This is a genomic window from Pseudomonas sp. P8_241 (assembly GCF_034008315.1).
Taxonomy (GTDB): Bacteria; Pseudomonadota; Gammaproteobacteria; order Pseudomonadales; family Pseudomonadaceae; genus Aquipseudomonas.
In genome coordinates, this window is the sequence record NZ_CP125377.1 from 1,589,511 (window position 1) to 1,606,339 (window position 16,829).

Annotated in this window: 17 protein-coding genes; 11 read left to right on the plus strand and 6 right to left on the minus strand. The window is 59.0% G+C overall.

The annotated features are described in order from the left end of the window. The first annotated feature begins 124 nt into the window (after positions 1–124). Positions 125–958, plus strand: coding sequence for a nucleoside triphosphate pyrophosphohydrolase (gene mazG, locus QMK58_RS07115; protein WP_053162008.1), 834 nt, complete (start codon positions 125–127; stop codon positions 956–958). 28 nt (positions 959–986) lie between these two features. After that, positions 987–1,529 (plus strand): DUF2058 domain-containing protein, encoded by a 543-nt coding sequence (locus QMK58_RS07120; protein ID WP_053162007.1) that lies wholly within the window; start codon positions 987–989, stop codon positions 1,527–1,529. A gap of 66 nt (positions 1,530–1,595) precedes the next feature. Here QMK58_RS07120 and QMK58_RS07125 read toward each other — a convergent pair whose 3' ends face one another. From QMK58_RS07125 to QMK58_RS07150, 6 genes are all read right to left on the minus strand, one after another. Next, complete coding sequence (locus QMK58_RS07125) at positions 1,596–1,784, minus strand: hypothetical protein (RefSeq protein ID WP_320396075.1); 189 nt, start codon at positions 1,782–1,784, stop codon at positions 1,596–1,598. Between the two features lie 379 nt (positions 1,785–2,163). Then, positions 2,164–3,384 carry a beta-ketoacyl-ACP synthase I gene (fabB, locus tag QMK58_RS07130; protein WP_015096439.1) on the minus strand — a complete coding sequence of 407 codons (1,221 nt, stop codon included), beginning with the start codon at positions 3,382–3,384 and terminating at the stop codon, positions 2,164–2,166. Positions 3,385–3,395: 11 nt separating this feature from the next. After that, entirely contained in the window at positions 3,396–3,911 is a 516-nt protein-coding gene (fabA, locus tag QMK58_RS07135; RefSeq protein WP_003227150.1) for a 3-hydroxyacyl-[acyl-carrier-protein] dehydratase FabA, read from the minus strand. Between the two features lie 247 nt (positions 3,912–4,158). Then, positions 4,159–6,057, minus strand: coding sequence for an ATP-binding protein (locus QMK58_RS07140; RefSeq protein WP_053162002.1), 1,899 nt, complete (start codon positions 6,055–6,057; stop codon positions 4,159–4,161). Next, positions 6,054–6,986: an ABC transporter substrate-binding protein gene (locus QMK58_RS07145; protein ID WP_320396076.1), complete on the minus strand. Its 933-nt coding sequence runs from the start codon at positions 6,984–6,986 to the stop codon at positions 6,054–6,056. The genes QMK58_RS07140 and QMK58_RS07145 overlap by 4 nt, the downstream gene beginning before the upstream one ends. Before the next feature lies 1 nt (position 6,987). Further along, positions 6,988–9,111: a TonB-dependent receptor gene (locus QMK58_RS07150; RefSeq protein ID WP_320396077.1), complete on the minus strand. Its 2,124-nt coding sequence runs from the start codon at positions 9,109–9,111 to the stop codon at positions 6,988–6,990. 195 nt (positions 9,112–9,306) lie between these two features. On the opposite strand from QMK58_RS07150, the gene QMK58_RS07155 reads away from it, so the two are divergent. From QMK58_RS07155 to QMK58_RS07195, 9 genes are all read left to right on the plus strand, one after another. Then, positions 9,307–10,332 (plus strand): NAD(P)H-dependent glycerol-3-phosphate dehydrogenase, encoded by a 1,026-nt coding sequence (locus QMK58_RS07155; RefSeq protein ID WP_053161996.1) that lies wholly within the window; start codon positions 9,307–9,309, stop codon positions 10,330–10,332. A 50-nt stretch (positions 10,333–10,382) separates the two neighbouring features. Then, entirely contained in the window at positions 10,383–10,730 is a 348-nt protein-coding gene (locus QMK58_RS07160; RefSeq protein ID WP_053161994.1) for a DUF4389 domain-containing protein, read from the plus strand. After that, positions 10,727–11,182: a phosphohistidine phosphatase SixA gene (sixA, locus tag QMK58_RS07165; RefSeq protein ID WP_053161992.1), complete on the plus strand. Its 456-nt coding sequence runs from the start codon at positions 10,727–10,729 to the stop codon at positions 11,180–11,182. Before QMK58_RS07160 ends, sixA begins: the two co-directional genes overlap by 4 nt. Before the next feature lie 108 nt (positions 11,183–11,290). Beyond that, complete coding sequence (locus QMK58_RS07170) at positions 11,291–12,946, plus strand: AMP-binding protein (RefSeq protein WP_053161991.1); 1,656 nt, start codon at positions 11,291–11,293, stop codon at positions 12,944–12,946. A 32-nt stretch (positions 12,947–12,978) separates the two neighbouring features. Further along, positions 12,979–13,422 (plus strand): hotdog fold thioesterase, encoded by a 444-nt coding sequence (locus tag QMK58_RS07175; RefSeq protein ID WP_053161989.1) that lies wholly within the window; start codon positions 12,979–12,981, stop codon positions 13,420–13,422. Between the two features lie 226 nt (positions 13,423–13,648). Beyond that, positions 13,649–14,449 carry an alpha/beta fold hydrolase gene (locus QMK58_RS07180; RefSeq protein ID WP_053161987.1) on the plus strand — a complete coding sequence of 267 codons (801 nt, stop codon included), beginning with the start codon at positions 13,649–13,651 and terminating at the stop codon, positions 14,447–14,449. Continuing rightward, complete coding sequence (locus QMK58_RS07185; protein WP_320396078.1) at positions 14,446–15,300, plus strand: alpha/beta hydrolase; 855 nt, start codon at positions 14,446–14,448, stop codon at positions 15,298–15,300. The genes QMK58_RS07180 and QMK58_RS07185 overlap by 4 nt, the downstream gene beginning before the upstream one ends. Positions 15,301–15,350: 50 nt before the next feature. Further along, positions 15,351–16,010: a glutathione S-transferase family protein gene (locus QMK58_RS07190; protein ID WP_053161983.1), complete on the plus strand. Its 660-nt coding sequence runs from the start codon at positions 15,351–15,353 to the stop codon at positions 16,008–16,010. An 8-nt stretch (positions 16,011–16,018) separates the two neighbouring features. Further along, positions 16,019–16,825: a DUF4892 domain-containing protein gene (locus QMK58_RS07195; RefSeq protein WP_053161981.1), complete on the plus strand. Its 807-nt coding sequence runs from the start codon at positions 16,019–16,021 to the stop codon at positions 16,823–16,825. Positions 16,826–16,829 lie beyond the last annotated feature (4 nt).

Here is a 16,829-nt window from a genome sequence, read left to right on the forward strand (position 1 = left end):
ACTGTAGGAGCGAGCTTGCTCGCGAAGAGCCAGAGGACGGCGCGTTTATCCAGATTGAACGCGTCATCGTTAACGTCCATCGCGAGCAAGCTCGCTCCTACAGGGAGCGGAAAGAGACTGAACGATGTATTCACTTGCAGACCTGCTTCACCTCATGAACCGCCTGCGCGACCCGCAGTACGGTTGCCCATGGGACATCAAGCAAACCTATGCAACGATCGTCCCGCACACCCTGGAAGAAGCCTACGAAGTGGCCGATGCCATTGAGCGCGGTGACTTCGATCACCTGCAGGGTGAATTGGGTGATCTGCTGTTCCAGGTGGTTTATTACAGCCAGTTGGCGCGGGAAGAAGGTCGCTTCGAATTTGACGGTGTGGTCGACAGCATCACCCGCAAGCTGATCCGTCGCCATCCCCACGTGTTTCCCACCGGCGATCTCTACGCACCGCTGGATGTCCCGCACCTGAGTGAAGAACAGGTCAAACAGCGCTGGGAAGAGATCAAGGCCGAGGAGCGTGCCGAGAAGTCTTCAGCACCCGAACAGCTGTCGTTGCTCGATGACGTGCCCGGCGCGTTGCCAGCGCTGTCACGCTCGGCGAAATTGCAGAAACGCGCAGGGCAGGTCGGTTTCGACTGGCCGGACGCCTTGCCGGTGCTGGACAAGGTGCGCGAGGAACTCGATGAAGTCCTCGAAGCCATGTCGGAAAATGATTCCGAGGCCGTAGCCGACGAGATCGGCGACCTGTTGTTTTCGGTGGTCAATCTGGCGCGTCACCTCAAGGTCGATCCGGAAACCGCATTGCGTGGCGCCAACAGCAAGTTCGAGCGACGCTTCCGTTTTATCGAACAGGCATTGCGCGACACCCACCGTCCCATGGAAGATTGCACCCTCGAAGAGTTGGACGCCCTGTGGGGCGAAGCCAAACGTCAGGAAAAGAATATGCCCAGCTGCGGTTGAGCAGTTGCCTAAGTGAGTAATAAGCACCATGAGCATTTCCCTTCGCGACCAGTTGCTCAAAGCAGGGCTGGTCAACCAGAAGCAGGCCAAGCAGGTCAGCAAAGACAAACAGAAGCAGCAGCGTCTGGCCCATAAAGGCCAGGTCGAGCTGGATGACTCGCAGCAGCGCGCAGCCCAGGAAGCCATGGCCGAGAAGGTCAAGCGCGACCAGGAGCTCAATCGCCAGCAGCAAGAGAAGGCTGAGGCCAAGGCCCGTGCCGCGCAGGTCAAGCAATTGATCGAAGTCTCGCGACTGCCGAAGCTGACGACCGAGGATTACTACAACTTCGTTGACGACAAGAAGGTCAAGCGCCTCTGCGTCAACACCCTGATGCGTAACAAGCTCAGCAGCGGCTCGCTGGCTATCGTGCATCATGCCGGGGGTTATGAAGTGATTCCGCGTGAAGCGGCGCTGAAGATCCAGGAGCGCGACCCACAGCGCATTGTGCAATTGAATGTGCAGACCGAAGAGGTCGCTGCCGAGGACGATCCGTACGCGGCGTATCAGATCCCTGATGATCTGATGTGGTAAGCCGTTAACGGCTGCAAAAACGACAAACCCCGCTCATGGCGGGGTTTGTCGTTTTCAATGCTGTGATTACGCGGAGCGCAGCTCGCGCAGTTGCTCAAGAGTTTCCAGTTCGGCCTTGTAGTTCTGCGCATCGGTTTCGGAGTGGAACATCCCCACCAACAGGTCTTGTTGATGGACATCCCAGATACGGATACCGGCGGCTACACCTTCGTGGGATTTATGTGAATCGTCGCGTTCAGTTACTTTTACAGTCATCTGCTAGCTCCAATCTCTGTTATCTGCAGCAAGGCATGTGCAGGACTCTGTTATAGAGTTTGATAGCTTGCTAAGTAAATGACTGAGTTTGGTAAGGGTTTTTTGCAAAAACGGCAACAGTGCTGCAGCCCACGGAATCCGCGACATTCGGTCGCAGGGCGTTTGGTTTCATGACAAATGCTTCATGTTCGGCTTGATGAATTCCCGACTTGAAATGCATACCTGTAGGAGCCCGGCTTGCCGGCGATGGCGTTCTCGAGGACGCCATCGCCAGCAAGCCGGCTCCTACGAAAAGCGATTTGCGATGCCACATTATTCAGTAAAAAAAAACGCCCCGAACCAGTCGGGGCGTTTTTGTGTGCGGCTCAGCGGCAGGGAATTACTTGCCTTCCCAGCGTTTCAGTACCAGCGTGGCGTTGGTGCCACCGAAACCGAAGCTGTTGCTCATCACAGTGTTGATCGTGGCGTTTTCGCGGGTCTTGGTCAGCACCGGCAGGTCGGCCACTTCAGGGTCCAGCTCGTCGATGTTGGCGGAACCGGCAATGAAGTTGCCTTCCATCATCAGCATGCAGTAGATCGCTTCGTGAACGCCGGCGGCGCCCAGGGAGTGACCCGACAGGCTCTTGGTGGAGCTGATGGCCGGAGCCTTGTCGCCGAACACTTCACGCACACCTTTCATTTCCGCGACGTCGCCGACCGGGGTCGAAGTGCCGTGGGTGTTGAGGTAGTCGATCGGGGTATCTACGGTAGACAGCGCCTGCTGCATGCAGCGGATCGCGCCTTCGCCGCTAGGGGCGACCATGTCGTAGCCGTCGGATGTCGCGCCGTATCCAACGATTTCCGCGTAGATCTTGGCGCCACGGGCCAGAGCGTGTTCCAGCTCTTCAACCACGACCATGCCGCCACCGCCGGCGATGACGAAACCGTCACGGTCGGCGTCGTAGGCACGGGAAGCTTGTTCCGGGGTGTCGTTGCGCTTGCTGGACAGGGCGCCCATTGCGTCGAACAGGAACGACTGGCTCCAATGCTCTTCTTCACCGCCACCGGCGAACACGATGTCCTGCTTGCCCATCTGGATCTGTTCCATGGCGGTACCGATGCAGTGAGCACTGGTGGCGCAGGCAGAAGCGATGGAGTAGTTCAGACCCTTGATCTTGAACGGAGTCGCCAGGCAAGCGGAAACGGTGCTGCTCATGGTCCGCGTTACGCGGTATGGGCCGACGCGCTTGACGCCTTTCTCGCGCAGGATGTCCAGCGCTTCCATCTGGTTCAGGGTCGATGCGCCACCGGATCCGGCGATCAGGCCGGTACGCGGGTTGGACACTTGCTCTTCGGTCAGGCCGGAGTCAGTGATGGCGTCTTTCATGGCCAGGTAGGCGTATGCCGCCGCGTGGCCGACGAAGCGATAGATCTTGCGATCGATCAGTTCTTCAAGGTTGAGGTCAATGGAGCCGGAAACCTGGCTACGCAGACCCATTTCAGCATATTCCGGGTTGAACCGGATGCCAGGGCGGCTTGCACGCAGGTTAGCGGAGACGGTCTCTTTGTCATTGCCCAGGCACGAAACAATGCCCAGACCAGTGATAACGACGCGGCGCATGCGAATAACCCTTAGAAGTTGTCAGTTGAGGTAAACACGCCGACCCGGAGGCCTTCGGCGGTGTAGATTTCGCGACCGTCTACGGTCACCGAACCGTCGGCAATGGCCAGGTTCAGCTTGCCCTTGAGGACGCGCTTGATATGAATGTTATAGGTGACTTTCTTGGCGGTCGGCAGAACCTGGCCGAAAAACTTCACTTCGCCCGAACCCAGCGCACGGCCGCGGCCCGGCAAACCTTGCCAGCCCAGGAAGAAACCGACCAATTGCCACATGGCGTCGAGGCCAAGGCAGCCTGGCATCACCGGATCGCCTTCGAAGTGGCAGGCGAAGAACCACAGGTCCGGATTGATATCCAGCTCGGCGACCAATTCACCTTTGCCGTACTTGCCACCCTCTTCGCTGATCAGGGTAATGCGATCGACCATCAGCATGTTCGGGGCGGGCAGTTGCGCGTTACCAGGGCCGAACAACTCACCGCGACTGCAGCGCAGCAGGTCTTCCCGGGTAAAGGCGTTTTGTTTGGTCATGCGAGCTCCTCAATAGTCCCGTGCGGCAGGTGGGGCAAATCTTCCCGGCCGATCGAAGCGTTCATGCCTCGAACCGGCAGCCTACTCATAGACTATTGCGTTGTGGTGAAAGTCACAGCACCAAGGACATGAATGTACACTTGTGCACTGAAATTATTATTCAAGCCCCTTTTCGGGCTTGTCGAGGTGCCTAAGACTGCCGCACTTTCGTCTTTCACGCCAGTCGCAGATGGTCGAAAGGCCTGTACTACTGCACCCAGCGCTGCAAAATTTGATGAAGATCGTTCCGTTTGAAGGGCTTGGCCAGATAATCGTTCATGCCGGCGGACAAACAGGCTTCCCTGTCACCCTGCAGGGCATTGGCGGTCAGGGCAATGATCGGCAGGTCTGTGCAGCCGGGTAGCTTGCGGATTTGTCGTGTGGCCTCGTATCCGTCGATGATTGGCAGCCGGCAATCCATCAGGATCGCTTCGAAAATCAGACTTTCGGCACTGCGAACTGCCTGCGCGCCATCGGCGGCAACGCTGACCTTGAACCCAAGGCTGCGCAGCATGGCTTCGATGACAGTCTGATTGACCGGGTTGTCTTCGACCAACAGCACATTGCGGCCGTCGCCATTACTGTTGCCGGCCGGCGCAAGCTGGACCAGCGTAGGCGGTGTCTGTTGATACAGGGCGAGCGGAATTTCCAGCGTGAATACCGAGCCGAGACCTTCTTCGCTCTGAGCGCGCAACGTTCCGCCCATACGCTCGGCAAGTGTGCGAGCAATCGGCAGGCCCAGGCCCGTTCCACCGTAACGTCGTGAAATGGAGCTGTCAGCCTGCTGAAACGCGTCGAACATCATCTCCAGGCTTTCGGACGGAATGCCGATGCCGCTGTCGCGCACGGTGCAGGTAAACCATAGCAATTCGTGATCCAGCGACTGCCACTGGGTTTCGATGGTGACGCGGCCCTGCTCTGTGAACTTCAGGGCATTGCCGAGCAGATTGACCAGGATCTGACGGATGCGCGTCGGGTCACCCTTGACCTGCAATGTCCGCATGTCTTCGGGAATCACCAGTTGCAGATCGAGGCTGCGTTGCGCCGCGCTGTGCTGAAACGACTGGGCGCAACTGCCGATCAGGTCGCAAAGGCTGAACGGAATGTGCTCCAGCTCCAGTTCCGAGCGTTCGATCCGTGAGAAATCGAGAATGTCGTTGATGACCTTCAACAGGTGTTCGGTCGATTCCGATGCCAGTGCCGCATATTCGACCTGCTCATCGGTCATGTCGGTGGTTTCCAGCAATTGCAGCATGCCCAGCACGCCGTTCATCGGAGTGCGCAATTCATGGCTCATCATGGCGAGAAAGTCGGACTTGGCGTTGTTGGCCTTTTCCGCTTCTTCGCGGGTCTGGATCAACTGCGCCATCGCTTGATGCTGCTCACGGCTGGCCTCTTCGAGGCCGCTGGCGAGGTTGTTGATGTGTTGTGACAGTGCCCCCAGTTCCGTGTCGTCGACGATGGGCAGCGGGGTCCTGTAGTCACCTTTCTGTATTGCCTTGACCGCATTGCCGATATCGCGGATCGGTTGCGACAGGCTACCTGCGAGCCGCCGGGCCAGCACAAAGGTAAACAGCAGGGCGAAAAAAGCCAGAATCGCAGCCTTCAGCAGGATTTCCTGCTGGCGTTGGCTGAATGCATCACTGGACAGGCCGACGATCACCCGGCCCAGATAGTCTTCGGTCGGGACGGGGGGGGGCTTGCTGCCCTGGAAAAAATCATTGTGCATAGCGATTCGCTGCAGGCGCACCGGTGCCTGGAACACTTCAACCTGTTTTGGGCGATTGTGATGTTCGGAGGGTTGTTCGACATAGACCAGAACACGGTTGGCGCTGTCCTGAACTTCCAGAAAGCGCACGTTGGGCGTAGCCAGTGTGGCCTTGAGCAGATTTTCGAGCACTTCGCTGTTGCCGGAAATCACACCGTACTCAGTCGCGGGCGCCAGTTGGTTGGCGATCAACTGGCCGGTGTGGGTGATTTCCTGGCGCAGGTCCTGGATGCGCACGAAGGTAAAGAAGCTGATCAACAACAACGTCAACAACAAGGCAGGGCCAAGGCTGATGAGTTGCGTGCGGGTGTTGATGTCCCAACGGCGACGGAAGGTCACGGGCGGCGTTCTCCTTCTGCCAGCAAAGTTGCGACGAGTACATCGTCGATCTGTTCGATTCCCAATGAGCGAGCGACCTGCGGATTGCTCGAGACCTTGAAACGACTCGGGTAATACGTGCGCGGCCATGTCGACGTCGGCCGATCGAGCAGTTCGTCGAGGATGACCAACCAATCGTGTTGATCACTGTAAGTGCTGGCCAGGCTACCGGCCTTGACGAATGCTGTATTGGGACCGATCAACGCCATTTGCCGTGCATAGCTGCTGAGCAGAACGTTCTTTGCCGTCTGCGGGTTGTACAGGTCGGGGTCGTCCAGCCCCAGCAGGACGTCGCTTTTTTTCAGCAACGCCTGTAATGCACGGCTGTCGTGAGTGTTCTCCCAGCGCTGCGTGACCACCTCCAGACCCAATGGACGGGCCGCCCGACGCAATTCATCGAGCAGGAACTCGCTGTGATTGTCGTAGAGCACGCCGACCCGCTTGACTTGAGGCAACAGGACTTTGGTCAGGCGCAACTGCCGTCCCGGTGGCGGATCGCTCCACAACAGGCTGAGGTGTGGCGGGTGAATGTCATTCAGACGTTGTCGGGCTTGCAGGCGGCTGATCCGCAGTACCAGCGTCGCCGGACCTGCGATGTCCTGCAGACGCCAATCGAGGCAGGCCAGATCGAGCAGAATCAAACGGGTGTCAGCAGGCAGGTTACCTGGCGTCGGTAACTGCGCCAGCGCCTCGAAGCGCACGGTGTCGTTTGGACGCAGTTCTCTCAAAGCCTGGGTGAAGGCCTGCACGCCAGGACTGTCTTCGACGCCGGCCAACAGTATGTCCGCAGCATGGCCGGTCAGACTGCACAGCAGGCCGCTCGACAGCAGGCATAGCATGGCCAGCATACGGCCAAGCGCAGGCGCTTTCCAAACCGGTCGATGGCGCATCCTAGAGTTCCAGCTCCGCGCTGAAATACATCACACGTTGTTCATCGTAACGGTTGTCAGCGAACGTGGTTGGCTGATTGTCGAGGCGTTGCTGGAGCACTCCGGCCAGCTCCAGGCTACTTTTGCCAAGGCTGAGGCGTTTGGCGACACGGGCATCCACCCGTTCGAAGCGGTATCCATTCAGGGCGTCGTCTCCATAGTAGAAAAGGCCAGTGTTCCAGCCTCGCCCCCAATCCCGCAGCCAACTGGTGGAACCGCTGTTGCGTGCCGTCTGCCTGGCGTCCAGCGGGTTGCTCGCGTCGATGTCGATATAGGCATAGGTCAGTCTCAGGCGATCGAGGCTGCCGACCCGCCAGTCGAGTTGGGTCTCGGCTCCCGAGAAACGTGATGTGTTCGAGTTGCTGGCGATGAACTGATTGTTGCGCAGCGGCTCGCTGATCATGCCCGAGATTTCGTCGTAGAACAGTTTTACGTCCAGCGCAATTCCCTGCTCGGCAAAGTAGCCGTTGTAACCTAGCTCCCGAGAGCGCATGTGCTCCTGATCGAGATCGCCGGGGCCTCGGGTCTTGACGAAGTAGCGGGCGCTGGACTGGCCAAAGGCTCCCGGCTTGAGGTGCGTCACCCGATAACTCCAGTTGATGTTGTTCTCGAACATGTCCGGTGAACGGACGGCTTCGGAGTACACCGCACGAAAGCCGTGCCGTTGGTTGATCAGGTAGTTGAGTGCCACTCGTGGCGTCAGTGAACTGCCGATCAGCCGAGAATCTTCGAACATGCCCCCGCCTTGCACCAGCCAGTGTTCGGTGGCGCGCCACTCGAATTGGCCGAATACCCGCCAGGTCGTGTCGTCAAGAGTGCCATTGAAATAGGTTTCGGAATCTGCCTGGTCGTAACGATAGTTCAGGCCACTGACCAGTCGAAGGTTATCGGACAGGCTCAGGGTGTCCTGCACTTCGAGGTCGTAGCGCGATTCACGAGTGCTTTGGTCGAGGTTGCCGCAGACAGTCTGGCTGGCGCCATTGCGCCATTGGTCAAGCACCTGATTGGCCAGTGCCTGTTCGGCCAGCGAACCGGGCGGGGCACCGGGGCCGATGAAATCCGAGATATTGCGGGCCAGGTGTTCAGTGTAATTGGGGTTGAGTTGCCACAGTTCGCTCAACTGTGGGCTGAATGAAACCTGCGCGTCACAGGCGCGCCAGGTTTGCTGGCGATCCCAGTGTTGCGCGGAGCCCTGAATGTAAAGACTGTGATCGGGGTTGATGTCCCGGTTCCAGCGCAAAGAGCCAGCATAGTCCTTGGCCGTGACGTCGGAATCGTCGCCTGCGCGAGTAGTCCCCGCAAACACGGGGCGGTAGGTATAAGGTCGCTGGTTGGTGCCGTCCTTGGCATTGATTTGCCAATCGATGCTCTGCTGTTCATTGAGCGTCTGGTTGACGGCGAGGTTGAAGCGGTTGAGACGGCGATTGTCATGGTAATCGACGCCTTTTCGGTCCGAGTCGAAGCCATCGTCCTGCTGTCCGGACAGCGACAGGCGCAGATCACCGTCCTTCCAGCCCAATCCCTGACTGGCGTAAAAATCGTTGATGCCGCGCTGCCCCTGGGTGACTTTCATCCGCGTACCGTGGCTGTCGGCTGGCCGTCGGGTGACGACATTGACCACCGCCATCAAGGCGTTGGCCCCATAACTGACGGTGTTCGGGCCGCGAAAGACTTCGATGCGCTCGATGTCCTCCATGGCCACTGGGATATCGCTCCAGTCCACCGTGGCCAAACCGGCGCGGTATACCGAGCGCCCGTCGATCAGTATCTGCATGCGCCGTGCTGCGGTGGCATTGGTGCCGTGGTAGTTCACCGCTGCCTGATTGCCGCTGATATTGCCGACCATCATGCCCGGAATCAGGCGCAACAGTTCGCTGATGTCCCGGGCACCGCTGGCGTTGATCAGGGCGCTGTCTATCACGGTCAAGCTCCCCGGCACGGCGGCCGGTGATTGCTTCAGACGTGTGGCTGTCAGCACTTTAGGCAGTGGCTCGCTGTCGAGGAACATGTCGTCGCCCAGTGCCGGCGGGCTGAAGATCAGCGCCAGTACCAGAGGCGAGCGTGGCGAAGGAGAACCCGGAGACACCGCACATCCCTGTTAGCGTTCAAAGTCGCGCATTTTAACCGAGGCGATCAACTTTTCCATTCACGATGCCGGCATTTTCTGCGTATTAAATGGTCTTCTTGCAACAGATGTCGCTATTTGACACGGGGGCTGTCCGCGCAGGGGCCGCTCCGTATAATGCCTGCATCGCCACTGGTATGGATTAACGGATTACATATGACTGAACAGCGCCCGATTGCGGTCCTGGGAGGCGGAAGTTTTGGAACCGCCGTGGCTAATTTACTGGCCGAGAACGGGCATCAGGTCCTTCAGTGGATGCGTGATCCCGAGCAAGCCGAAGCTATTCGAGTCAATCGCGAGAATCCGCGTTACCTCAAAGGCATCAAGATTCTACCCGCCGTAACGCCGGTTACCGATTTGCAGGCGACCCTGCAAGCCTGCGACTTGTGTTTCGTTGCGTTGCCGTCCAGCGCGTTGCGTTCGGTGCTGGTACCGAATGCCGAGCGCTTGAGCGGCAAGATGCTGGTCAGTCTGACGAAAGGCATTGAGGCTCAAACCTTCAAACTGATGAGTCAGATCCTTGAAGAGATCGCGCCACACGCACGAATCGGCGTGCTGTCGGGGCCTAACCTGGCCCGTGAAATAGCCGAGCATGCGCTGACCGCCACGGTGGTTGCCAGTGAAGACGAAGAGCTGTGCCAGCAGGTTCAAGCCGCGTTGCACGGTCGCACCTTCCGCGTTTACGCCAGTGCCGACCGTTTTGGCGTGGAGTTGGGCGGAGCGCTGAAGAATGTCTACGCGATCATCGCCGGCATGGCGGTGGCTCTGGGCATGGGCGAAAATACCAAAAGCATGCTGATCACCCGGGCGCTGGCCGAGATGACCCGTTTCGCGGTGAACCAGGGCGCCAACCCGATGACGTTCCTGGGCCTGGCGGGGGTGGGCGATCTGATCGTGACCTGCTCGTCGCCCAAGAGCCGTAACTATCAGGTCGGATTCGCGCTCGGTCAGGGTTTGAGCCTGGAAGAAGCCGTCAACCGCCTGGGCGAAGTCGCCGAAGGGGTCAACACCCTCAAGGTGCTCAAGGCCAAAGCCCAGGAAGTTGGCGTGTACATGCCCCTGGTCGCCGGGTTGCACGCAATATTGTTCGAAGGACGCACGCTTGAGCAGGTCATCGGCCTGTTGATGCGCGGCGAACCGAAAACCGACGTCGACTTTATTTCCACCAGCGGCTTCAACTGAGCCCTCAATTTAATTCAACCGAGCCCTCTTTAATAGGAACGGAGCGAGACATGAACGATCAGAAAGTAGAAGCCAAGTACGAATCCATCCTGCTGCGGGTACTTTGGATGATCGTCTTTGTGCTGGTCTGGCAAGTGGCGCAGTTCATTCTCGGCGCCGTCGTGCTGGTGCAGTTGATCTATCGTTTGTTCTATGGCGCCCCGAGCGCCAGCCTGATGAACTTCGGCGACAGCCTGAGCCAGTTTCTGGCGCAGATCGGTCGTTTCGGCAGCTTCCACAGCGACCAGAAACCCTGGCCGTTCGCCGACTGGCCGACGCCGCGTACACCGGAAGGTGAAGCGCCGCACGTCGTGGCGCCGGCACCGCATCCGGCCCGAGATGAGGAACCCAAGCTATGAAACTCTGGGTATTGCGTCATGGTGAAGCTGTACCGCACGGTTCCCGCCCCCACGATTCGGAGCGGGAATTGACGGATCACGGCCGCAAGGAAGTGCTGAAAAGTGCCGCGCTGTTGATGGGGCAACCATTGACGGCAATCTACGCCAGCCCTTATCTGCGCGCGCAACAGACTGCGCAACTGGTGCGTGAGGCATTGGGGTTCGAGCCGGAAATTCGCACCGTCGAATGGCTGACGCCTGACACCGAGCCGGACAAGGTGGCCGAGCAAATGGTGGCTGTGAGCGATGTGCTGCTGGTCAGCCACAATCCGCTGGTGGGAAATTTGTTGAGTTACCTGGAACACGGCGCGGGGCATCCGCCGGAGCGAGTCAGCACCGCCGGGCTGGCCGAGCTCTCGGGCGCGGAACTGATTGTCGGCTCGATGAAGCTCAACGGCATCAAGCACCCGTAGACGCAAAGATCGCAGCCTGCGGCCCTCCTACAGGCGACTTAAAAAAGTCAACCAAGCACTTGCTTGGTTGACTACGCTTGCTCCAGACCAAAAAAACAGGAGCGAGTCATGTCTGCTGCTTTTCGTTTGCCTCTGGACGTTTTCTACGAACGTGAGGCCCGGCATCCGCGCCAACGCTTTTTGGTCCAGCCTGTCGGCGGTGGTCAGGTTGAAACCCTGACCTGGGGGGATGTCGGTCATCAGGCCCGCTGCGCTGCGCATTGGCTGCGAGCGCGCGAGTTACCGCTAGGCAGCCACGTTGCCCTGATTTCGAAAAACTGTGCGCACTGGATCATTGCCGACCTGGCGATCTGGATGGCCGGGCATGTCTCGGTACCGCTGTACCCCAACCTCACCGCCGAGACCGTTGCCCAGGTCCTCGAACACTCAGAAGCGGCGCTGGTCTTCATTGGCAAACTCGACGATTGGCCAGGGATGTCTCGTGGGGTTCACCCTGACTTGCCGACCATCAGTCTGCCGCTGCATCCGCCCGGCACCTTCGATTTCAGCTGGGCCGATCTGCAACGCTGCTCGCCCATCCAGGACGATCCCAGGCCGGCCGCCGATCAACTTGCCACCATCATTTACACCTCCGGCACCACCGGCATGCCCAAAGGCGTGATGCACAGTTTTGGCAATCTGGGCTTTGCTACCACGCGCGGCACTTCACTGTTCGGCCTCAATGAGTCGGACCGGCTGCTTTCCTATCTGCCGCTGTGCCATGTGGCGGAGCGGATGTTTGTTGAATTGGCCTCGATTTATACCGGCCAAACAGTGTTTTTTGCTGAAAGCCTCGAGACCTTCCTCACGGATTTACAGCGAGCGCGGCCCACTGCGCTGTTTGGTGTCCCGCGGATCTGGACCAAATTCCAGATGGGTGTGTACAGCAAGATCCCGGCAAAGCGCCTGGATTTTCTTCTCGGACTTCCATTCATAGGCAAGCGGGTAGGGCATAAAGTCCTGGCCGGCCTAGGACTCGACGCCTTGCGCATCGCACTTTCCGGGGCCGCTCCTGTGCCGCAGACCTTGCTGCTGTGGTACCGCAAACTGGGCCTGGATGTGCTGGAGGTTTACGGCATGACCGAAAGCTGCGGTTACTCGCATATCTGCCTGCCTGGCCAGAACAAACCGGGCTGGATCGGCAAGCCATGCCCGGAAGTCGAGGTGCGGATAGCCGAGACAGGGGAGGTCTTGGTGCGCAGTGGCGCGACCATGCTCGGGTATTACAAGGAGCCGGAAAAAACTGCTGACACCATCACCGAAGACGGATTTCTGCGCACCGGTGACAAAGGCGAGGAAGACGCCGAAGGCAACCTGCGTCTGACTGGACGGCTGAAGGAAATCTTCAAGACCAGCAAGGGCAAATACGTGGCCCCTGCGCCGATTGAAAACCGCTTGGCGGTGCACTCGCGCATCGAACAGGTTTGCGTGGTCGGGGATGGCTTGAGTGCGCCGCTGGGCTTGTGTGTGCTCTCTGCCGTCGGGCAGCAGGAGGCACGGGCGGGGTTGCATTCCAGCCTGGAAAAACTGCTGGAAGAGGTCAACGCGCTGCTCGATAAGCACGAACGTCTGCGCAGCCTTGTGGTGGTCAAGGATAGCTGGGCAGTAGAGAACGGTTTTCTCACGCCGACCCTGAAGATCAAGCGCAATGTGATCGAAGCCGCGTATGGAGAGCGTTTTGAAGAGTGGAGCGAGCGCAGTGAGGCGGTGCTGTGGCAGGATTGATCCACGAACAAAACCAACAAGGAAAATCTGCAATGAGCCTGTGGCGTACCACTCCCAATATCGAGCAGTTGAACTTAATCCAGAAAAACACCATCGGCGAAGTGCTGGACATACGTTTCGAAGCCTTCGACGAAGAGTCGCTGACGGCCAGCATGGTCATCGACCATCGCACTCATCAGCCTTATGGTCTGCTGCATGGCGGCGCCTCGGTGGTGCTGGCCGAGTCGGTCGGTTCCATGGCCAGCTACCTGTGCATCGACACCAGCAAGTTTTATTGCGTGGGTCTGGAAGTCAACGCCAACCACTTGCGCGGCTTGCGCAGCGGGCGCGTGACGGCGGTGGCCAAGCCAATCCACATTGGCCGTACGACACATGTCTGGGACATCCGTTTGACCAGCGACGAGGGCAAGTCCAGTTGTGTGTCGCGACTGACGATGGCTGTGGTGCCGTTGGGTGAAAATCCGCCTGCCCGTTGAAACCTGCGTTCGTCTGTAGGAGCGAGCTCGCTCGCGATGGTCGCTAACGATAACGCGGGTTACCGGGAAAACGCGGTGCGCTTGAGTTCATCGCGAGCCAGCTCGCTCCTACAGGGATCGGTATTCGTATGGCCGGACTGTCATCATTCCTGTCAGTTACGGTCATTGCTGCCGGACGCTCTCTTGCGGACAATCAACGCCTGTTCTCGCTCATGGATTTGCAGGTATGTCGCAACAGATATTTTTCGCCCACGCCAACGGTTTTCCTTCCGGAACCTACGGCAAACTGTTTGCGGCGCTGGCGCCCGAGTATCAGGTGACGCATCTGGAGCAGCACGCCCATGATCCGCGTTTCCCGGCGGACGATAACTGGTACAACCTGGTGGATGAGCTGATTCATCACCTGCAGCAACAGTCGGAACCGGTGTGGGGCGTGGGCCATTCCTTCGGTGGGGTTCTGCATCTGCATGCGGCGCTGCGTTGCCCCGAGCTGTATCGAGGCGTGGTCATGCTTGATTCGCCAGTACTGACCCGCACTGATCAATGGGTCATTCGTGCGGCCAAGCGCTTTGGTTTCATTGATCGATTGACACCGGCCGGGCGCACGTTGGGTCGACGAGAGGAGTTTTCCGACCTCGAAAGCGCCCGTCGCTATTTCGCCGGCAAAACCCTGTTTCGCAGCTTCGACCCGGAATGCTTCGATGCGTACCTGCACTACGGATTGCACAAGGTTGGCGACAAGCTGCGCCTGCGTTTCGATCCTGCGACGGAAATCAGTATCTACCGCGGCGTGCCGCACACCAGTCCTGGCAGAACGCGCCAGTTGAAGGTGCCGCTGGCAGTGGTTCGCGGAAATAAAAGCAAGGTAGTGATGCGTCATCACGCCAGTTCCGTCGGGCGCATGCCGTTGGGTGAGTCCCTGAGCATGCCTGGTGGCCATATGTTTCCCCTCGAACGCCCGCAGGACACCGCCGCAATGCTCAAGGGCCTGTTCGATCGCTGGGTTGGCCGTCAGGATTGCGCATGAGCAAGGTCGTCGAGGAAGTCCGTCTGAGCCTGCCGCACATCGAGCTGGCGGCGCACTTGTTCGGCCCTGAAAACGGATTGCCGGTGATTGCCTTGCACGGCTGGCTGGACAACGCCAACAGTTTCTCCCGCCTGGCGCCCAAGCTCAAAGGTTTGCGCATCATTGCCCTGGACATGGCCGGTCACGGTCATTCCGGGCATCGTCCGGCAGGGGCTGGCTATGCAATGTGGGACTACGCCCACGATGTGCTGCAAGTGGCCGAACAACTCGGACTCAAGCGGTTTGCGCTGCTGGGGCACTCCATGGGCGCCATCGCTTCGTTGATTATCGCCGGTTCCTTGCCGGAGCGAGTGACCCATCTGGCCTTGATCGACGGCCTCATTCCTCCTACAGACAACGTTGAAAATGCCGCCGAGCGCATGGGTATGGCCCTGCAAGCGCAACTGGACCTGCGGGAAAAACGCAAACCGGTGTACAACACGCTCGAGCGCGCCATCGAAGCGCGCATGAAAGGTGTGGTGGCTGTCAGCCGTGAAGCAGCCGAACTGTTGGCCCAGCGTGGGCTCATGCCGGTGCCGGGCGGTTACACCTGGCGCACTGACAATCGCCTGACGCTGCCATCGCCGCTGCGTCTTACAACCGAACAGGCGATGGCGTTCGTCCAGCGAATCAGGTGTCCTGCAAAACTGGTGGTGGCTGCCGACGGTATGCTCGCCCGACAAACGGAGTTGCTCAAGCGTCTACCCTTTAGCCGTGAACAGCTGCCAGGCGGCCATCATCTACACCTGAATGATGAGACCGGTGCCGATCTTGTCGCAGACTGTTTCAATCGGTTCTTCGCCATTCCTTGACTTGCACCGGGCAACTGTCGAGGCTGGGCGGGTTGAAATGGGAGACAACCATGATAGATCTCTACACCGCTGCGACCCCGAATGGCCACAAGGTCTCTATCGTGCTCGAGGAACTCGGCCTGCCCTATACGGTGCATGCCTTGAGTTTCGACAAAAAGGAACAGAAATCCCCGGACTTCCTCAAGATCAACCCCAATGGCCGGATTCCGGCGATTGTCGACCGCGCCAACGGCGATTTTGCCGTATTCGAGTCCGGCGCTATCCTGATTTACCTTGCTGAAATGACCGGAAAACTGTTGCCTGCCGACCCCAAGGGGCGCTCGGTGGTGTTGCAGTGGCTGATGTTCCAGATGGGTGGGATCGGGCCGATGCAGGGGCAGGCCAACGTGTTTTTCCGGTATTTTCCGGAAAGACTGCAGGGCGCCATTGACCGTTATCAACACGAAACCCGGCGCCTTTACGAGGTGCTTGATACTCGTCTGCAAACCGTGGAGTTTCTTGCCGGCGAATACAGCATTGCCGACATCGCGACGTTTCCATGGGTGCGGGGCTACGAGTGGTCAGGCGTCTCGGTGGACGGCTTGACGGCGTTGCAACGCTGGATGGCAACCATGGAGGCGCGTGCGGCGGTGCAGCGTGGTTTGCAGGTGCCTCAGCGCGCCGATGAAGCCAGTATCGTCAAGGGTGCCCAGGCCATGCTGATCCGATGAGTTTATCCATGCGTTCAATCACCCTGCTGGCGCTGTGCTGTTTCAGTCCATTGTTGCTTGCCGCCGATCTACCGGGCAGTCAGGACCTGCCGATCGTGCCGCGTATGGTCGACGCCCAGATTGTCGATTACCGCCCACCGGCGGAACTGGAGCGGATCTACCCGCTGGGCTCGATTCGTAAAATCAGCGGCCAATTGCGTTTCGATGGCCAGGTCAGCGCCCGAGGGCAGGCCACTTCGGTGACCTACGAGCTGCCGCCGGAACACACATCCAACGACGCCTTCACTGCCGCCCGCGAAGCCTTGCAGAAGCAGGACGCGCAATTGCTGTTCTGGTGCCAGGCCCGTGATTGCGGTGAAAGCAGCCTGTGGGCCAATGAAGTCTTCGGCAACGCCAAGTTGTATGGCGCCGATGATCAGCAAGCCTATTTGCTGTTGCGCCTGGCAGCACCACAGGACAACACGCTGGTGGCGCTTTACAGCATCACCCGTGGCAATCGCAAAGCCTACCTGCATGTCGAACAGTTCAACGCTTCGGCGCCGCTGGGCGATCTGCTGCCAACGTCTGCGACCTTGCTGCGTGAACTCAAAAGCACCGGTGAACTCGATTTTCCGAAACTGACCGAGGCGCCTGACGAGACCTGGCTGCGCCTGATTTCCCGGGGGCTGAACCTGGACACCACGCTGCGGGTCAGTATTTCCGGGGCCAATGCCGAGGCCTGGCGTCAGGCCTTGATCACACAAGGTGTGAGGACGGCCAGAATGGAAACCGGCAGTGCCGACGGCTCTGGCCTGCACATCGAACTATTGCGGTAGGCTT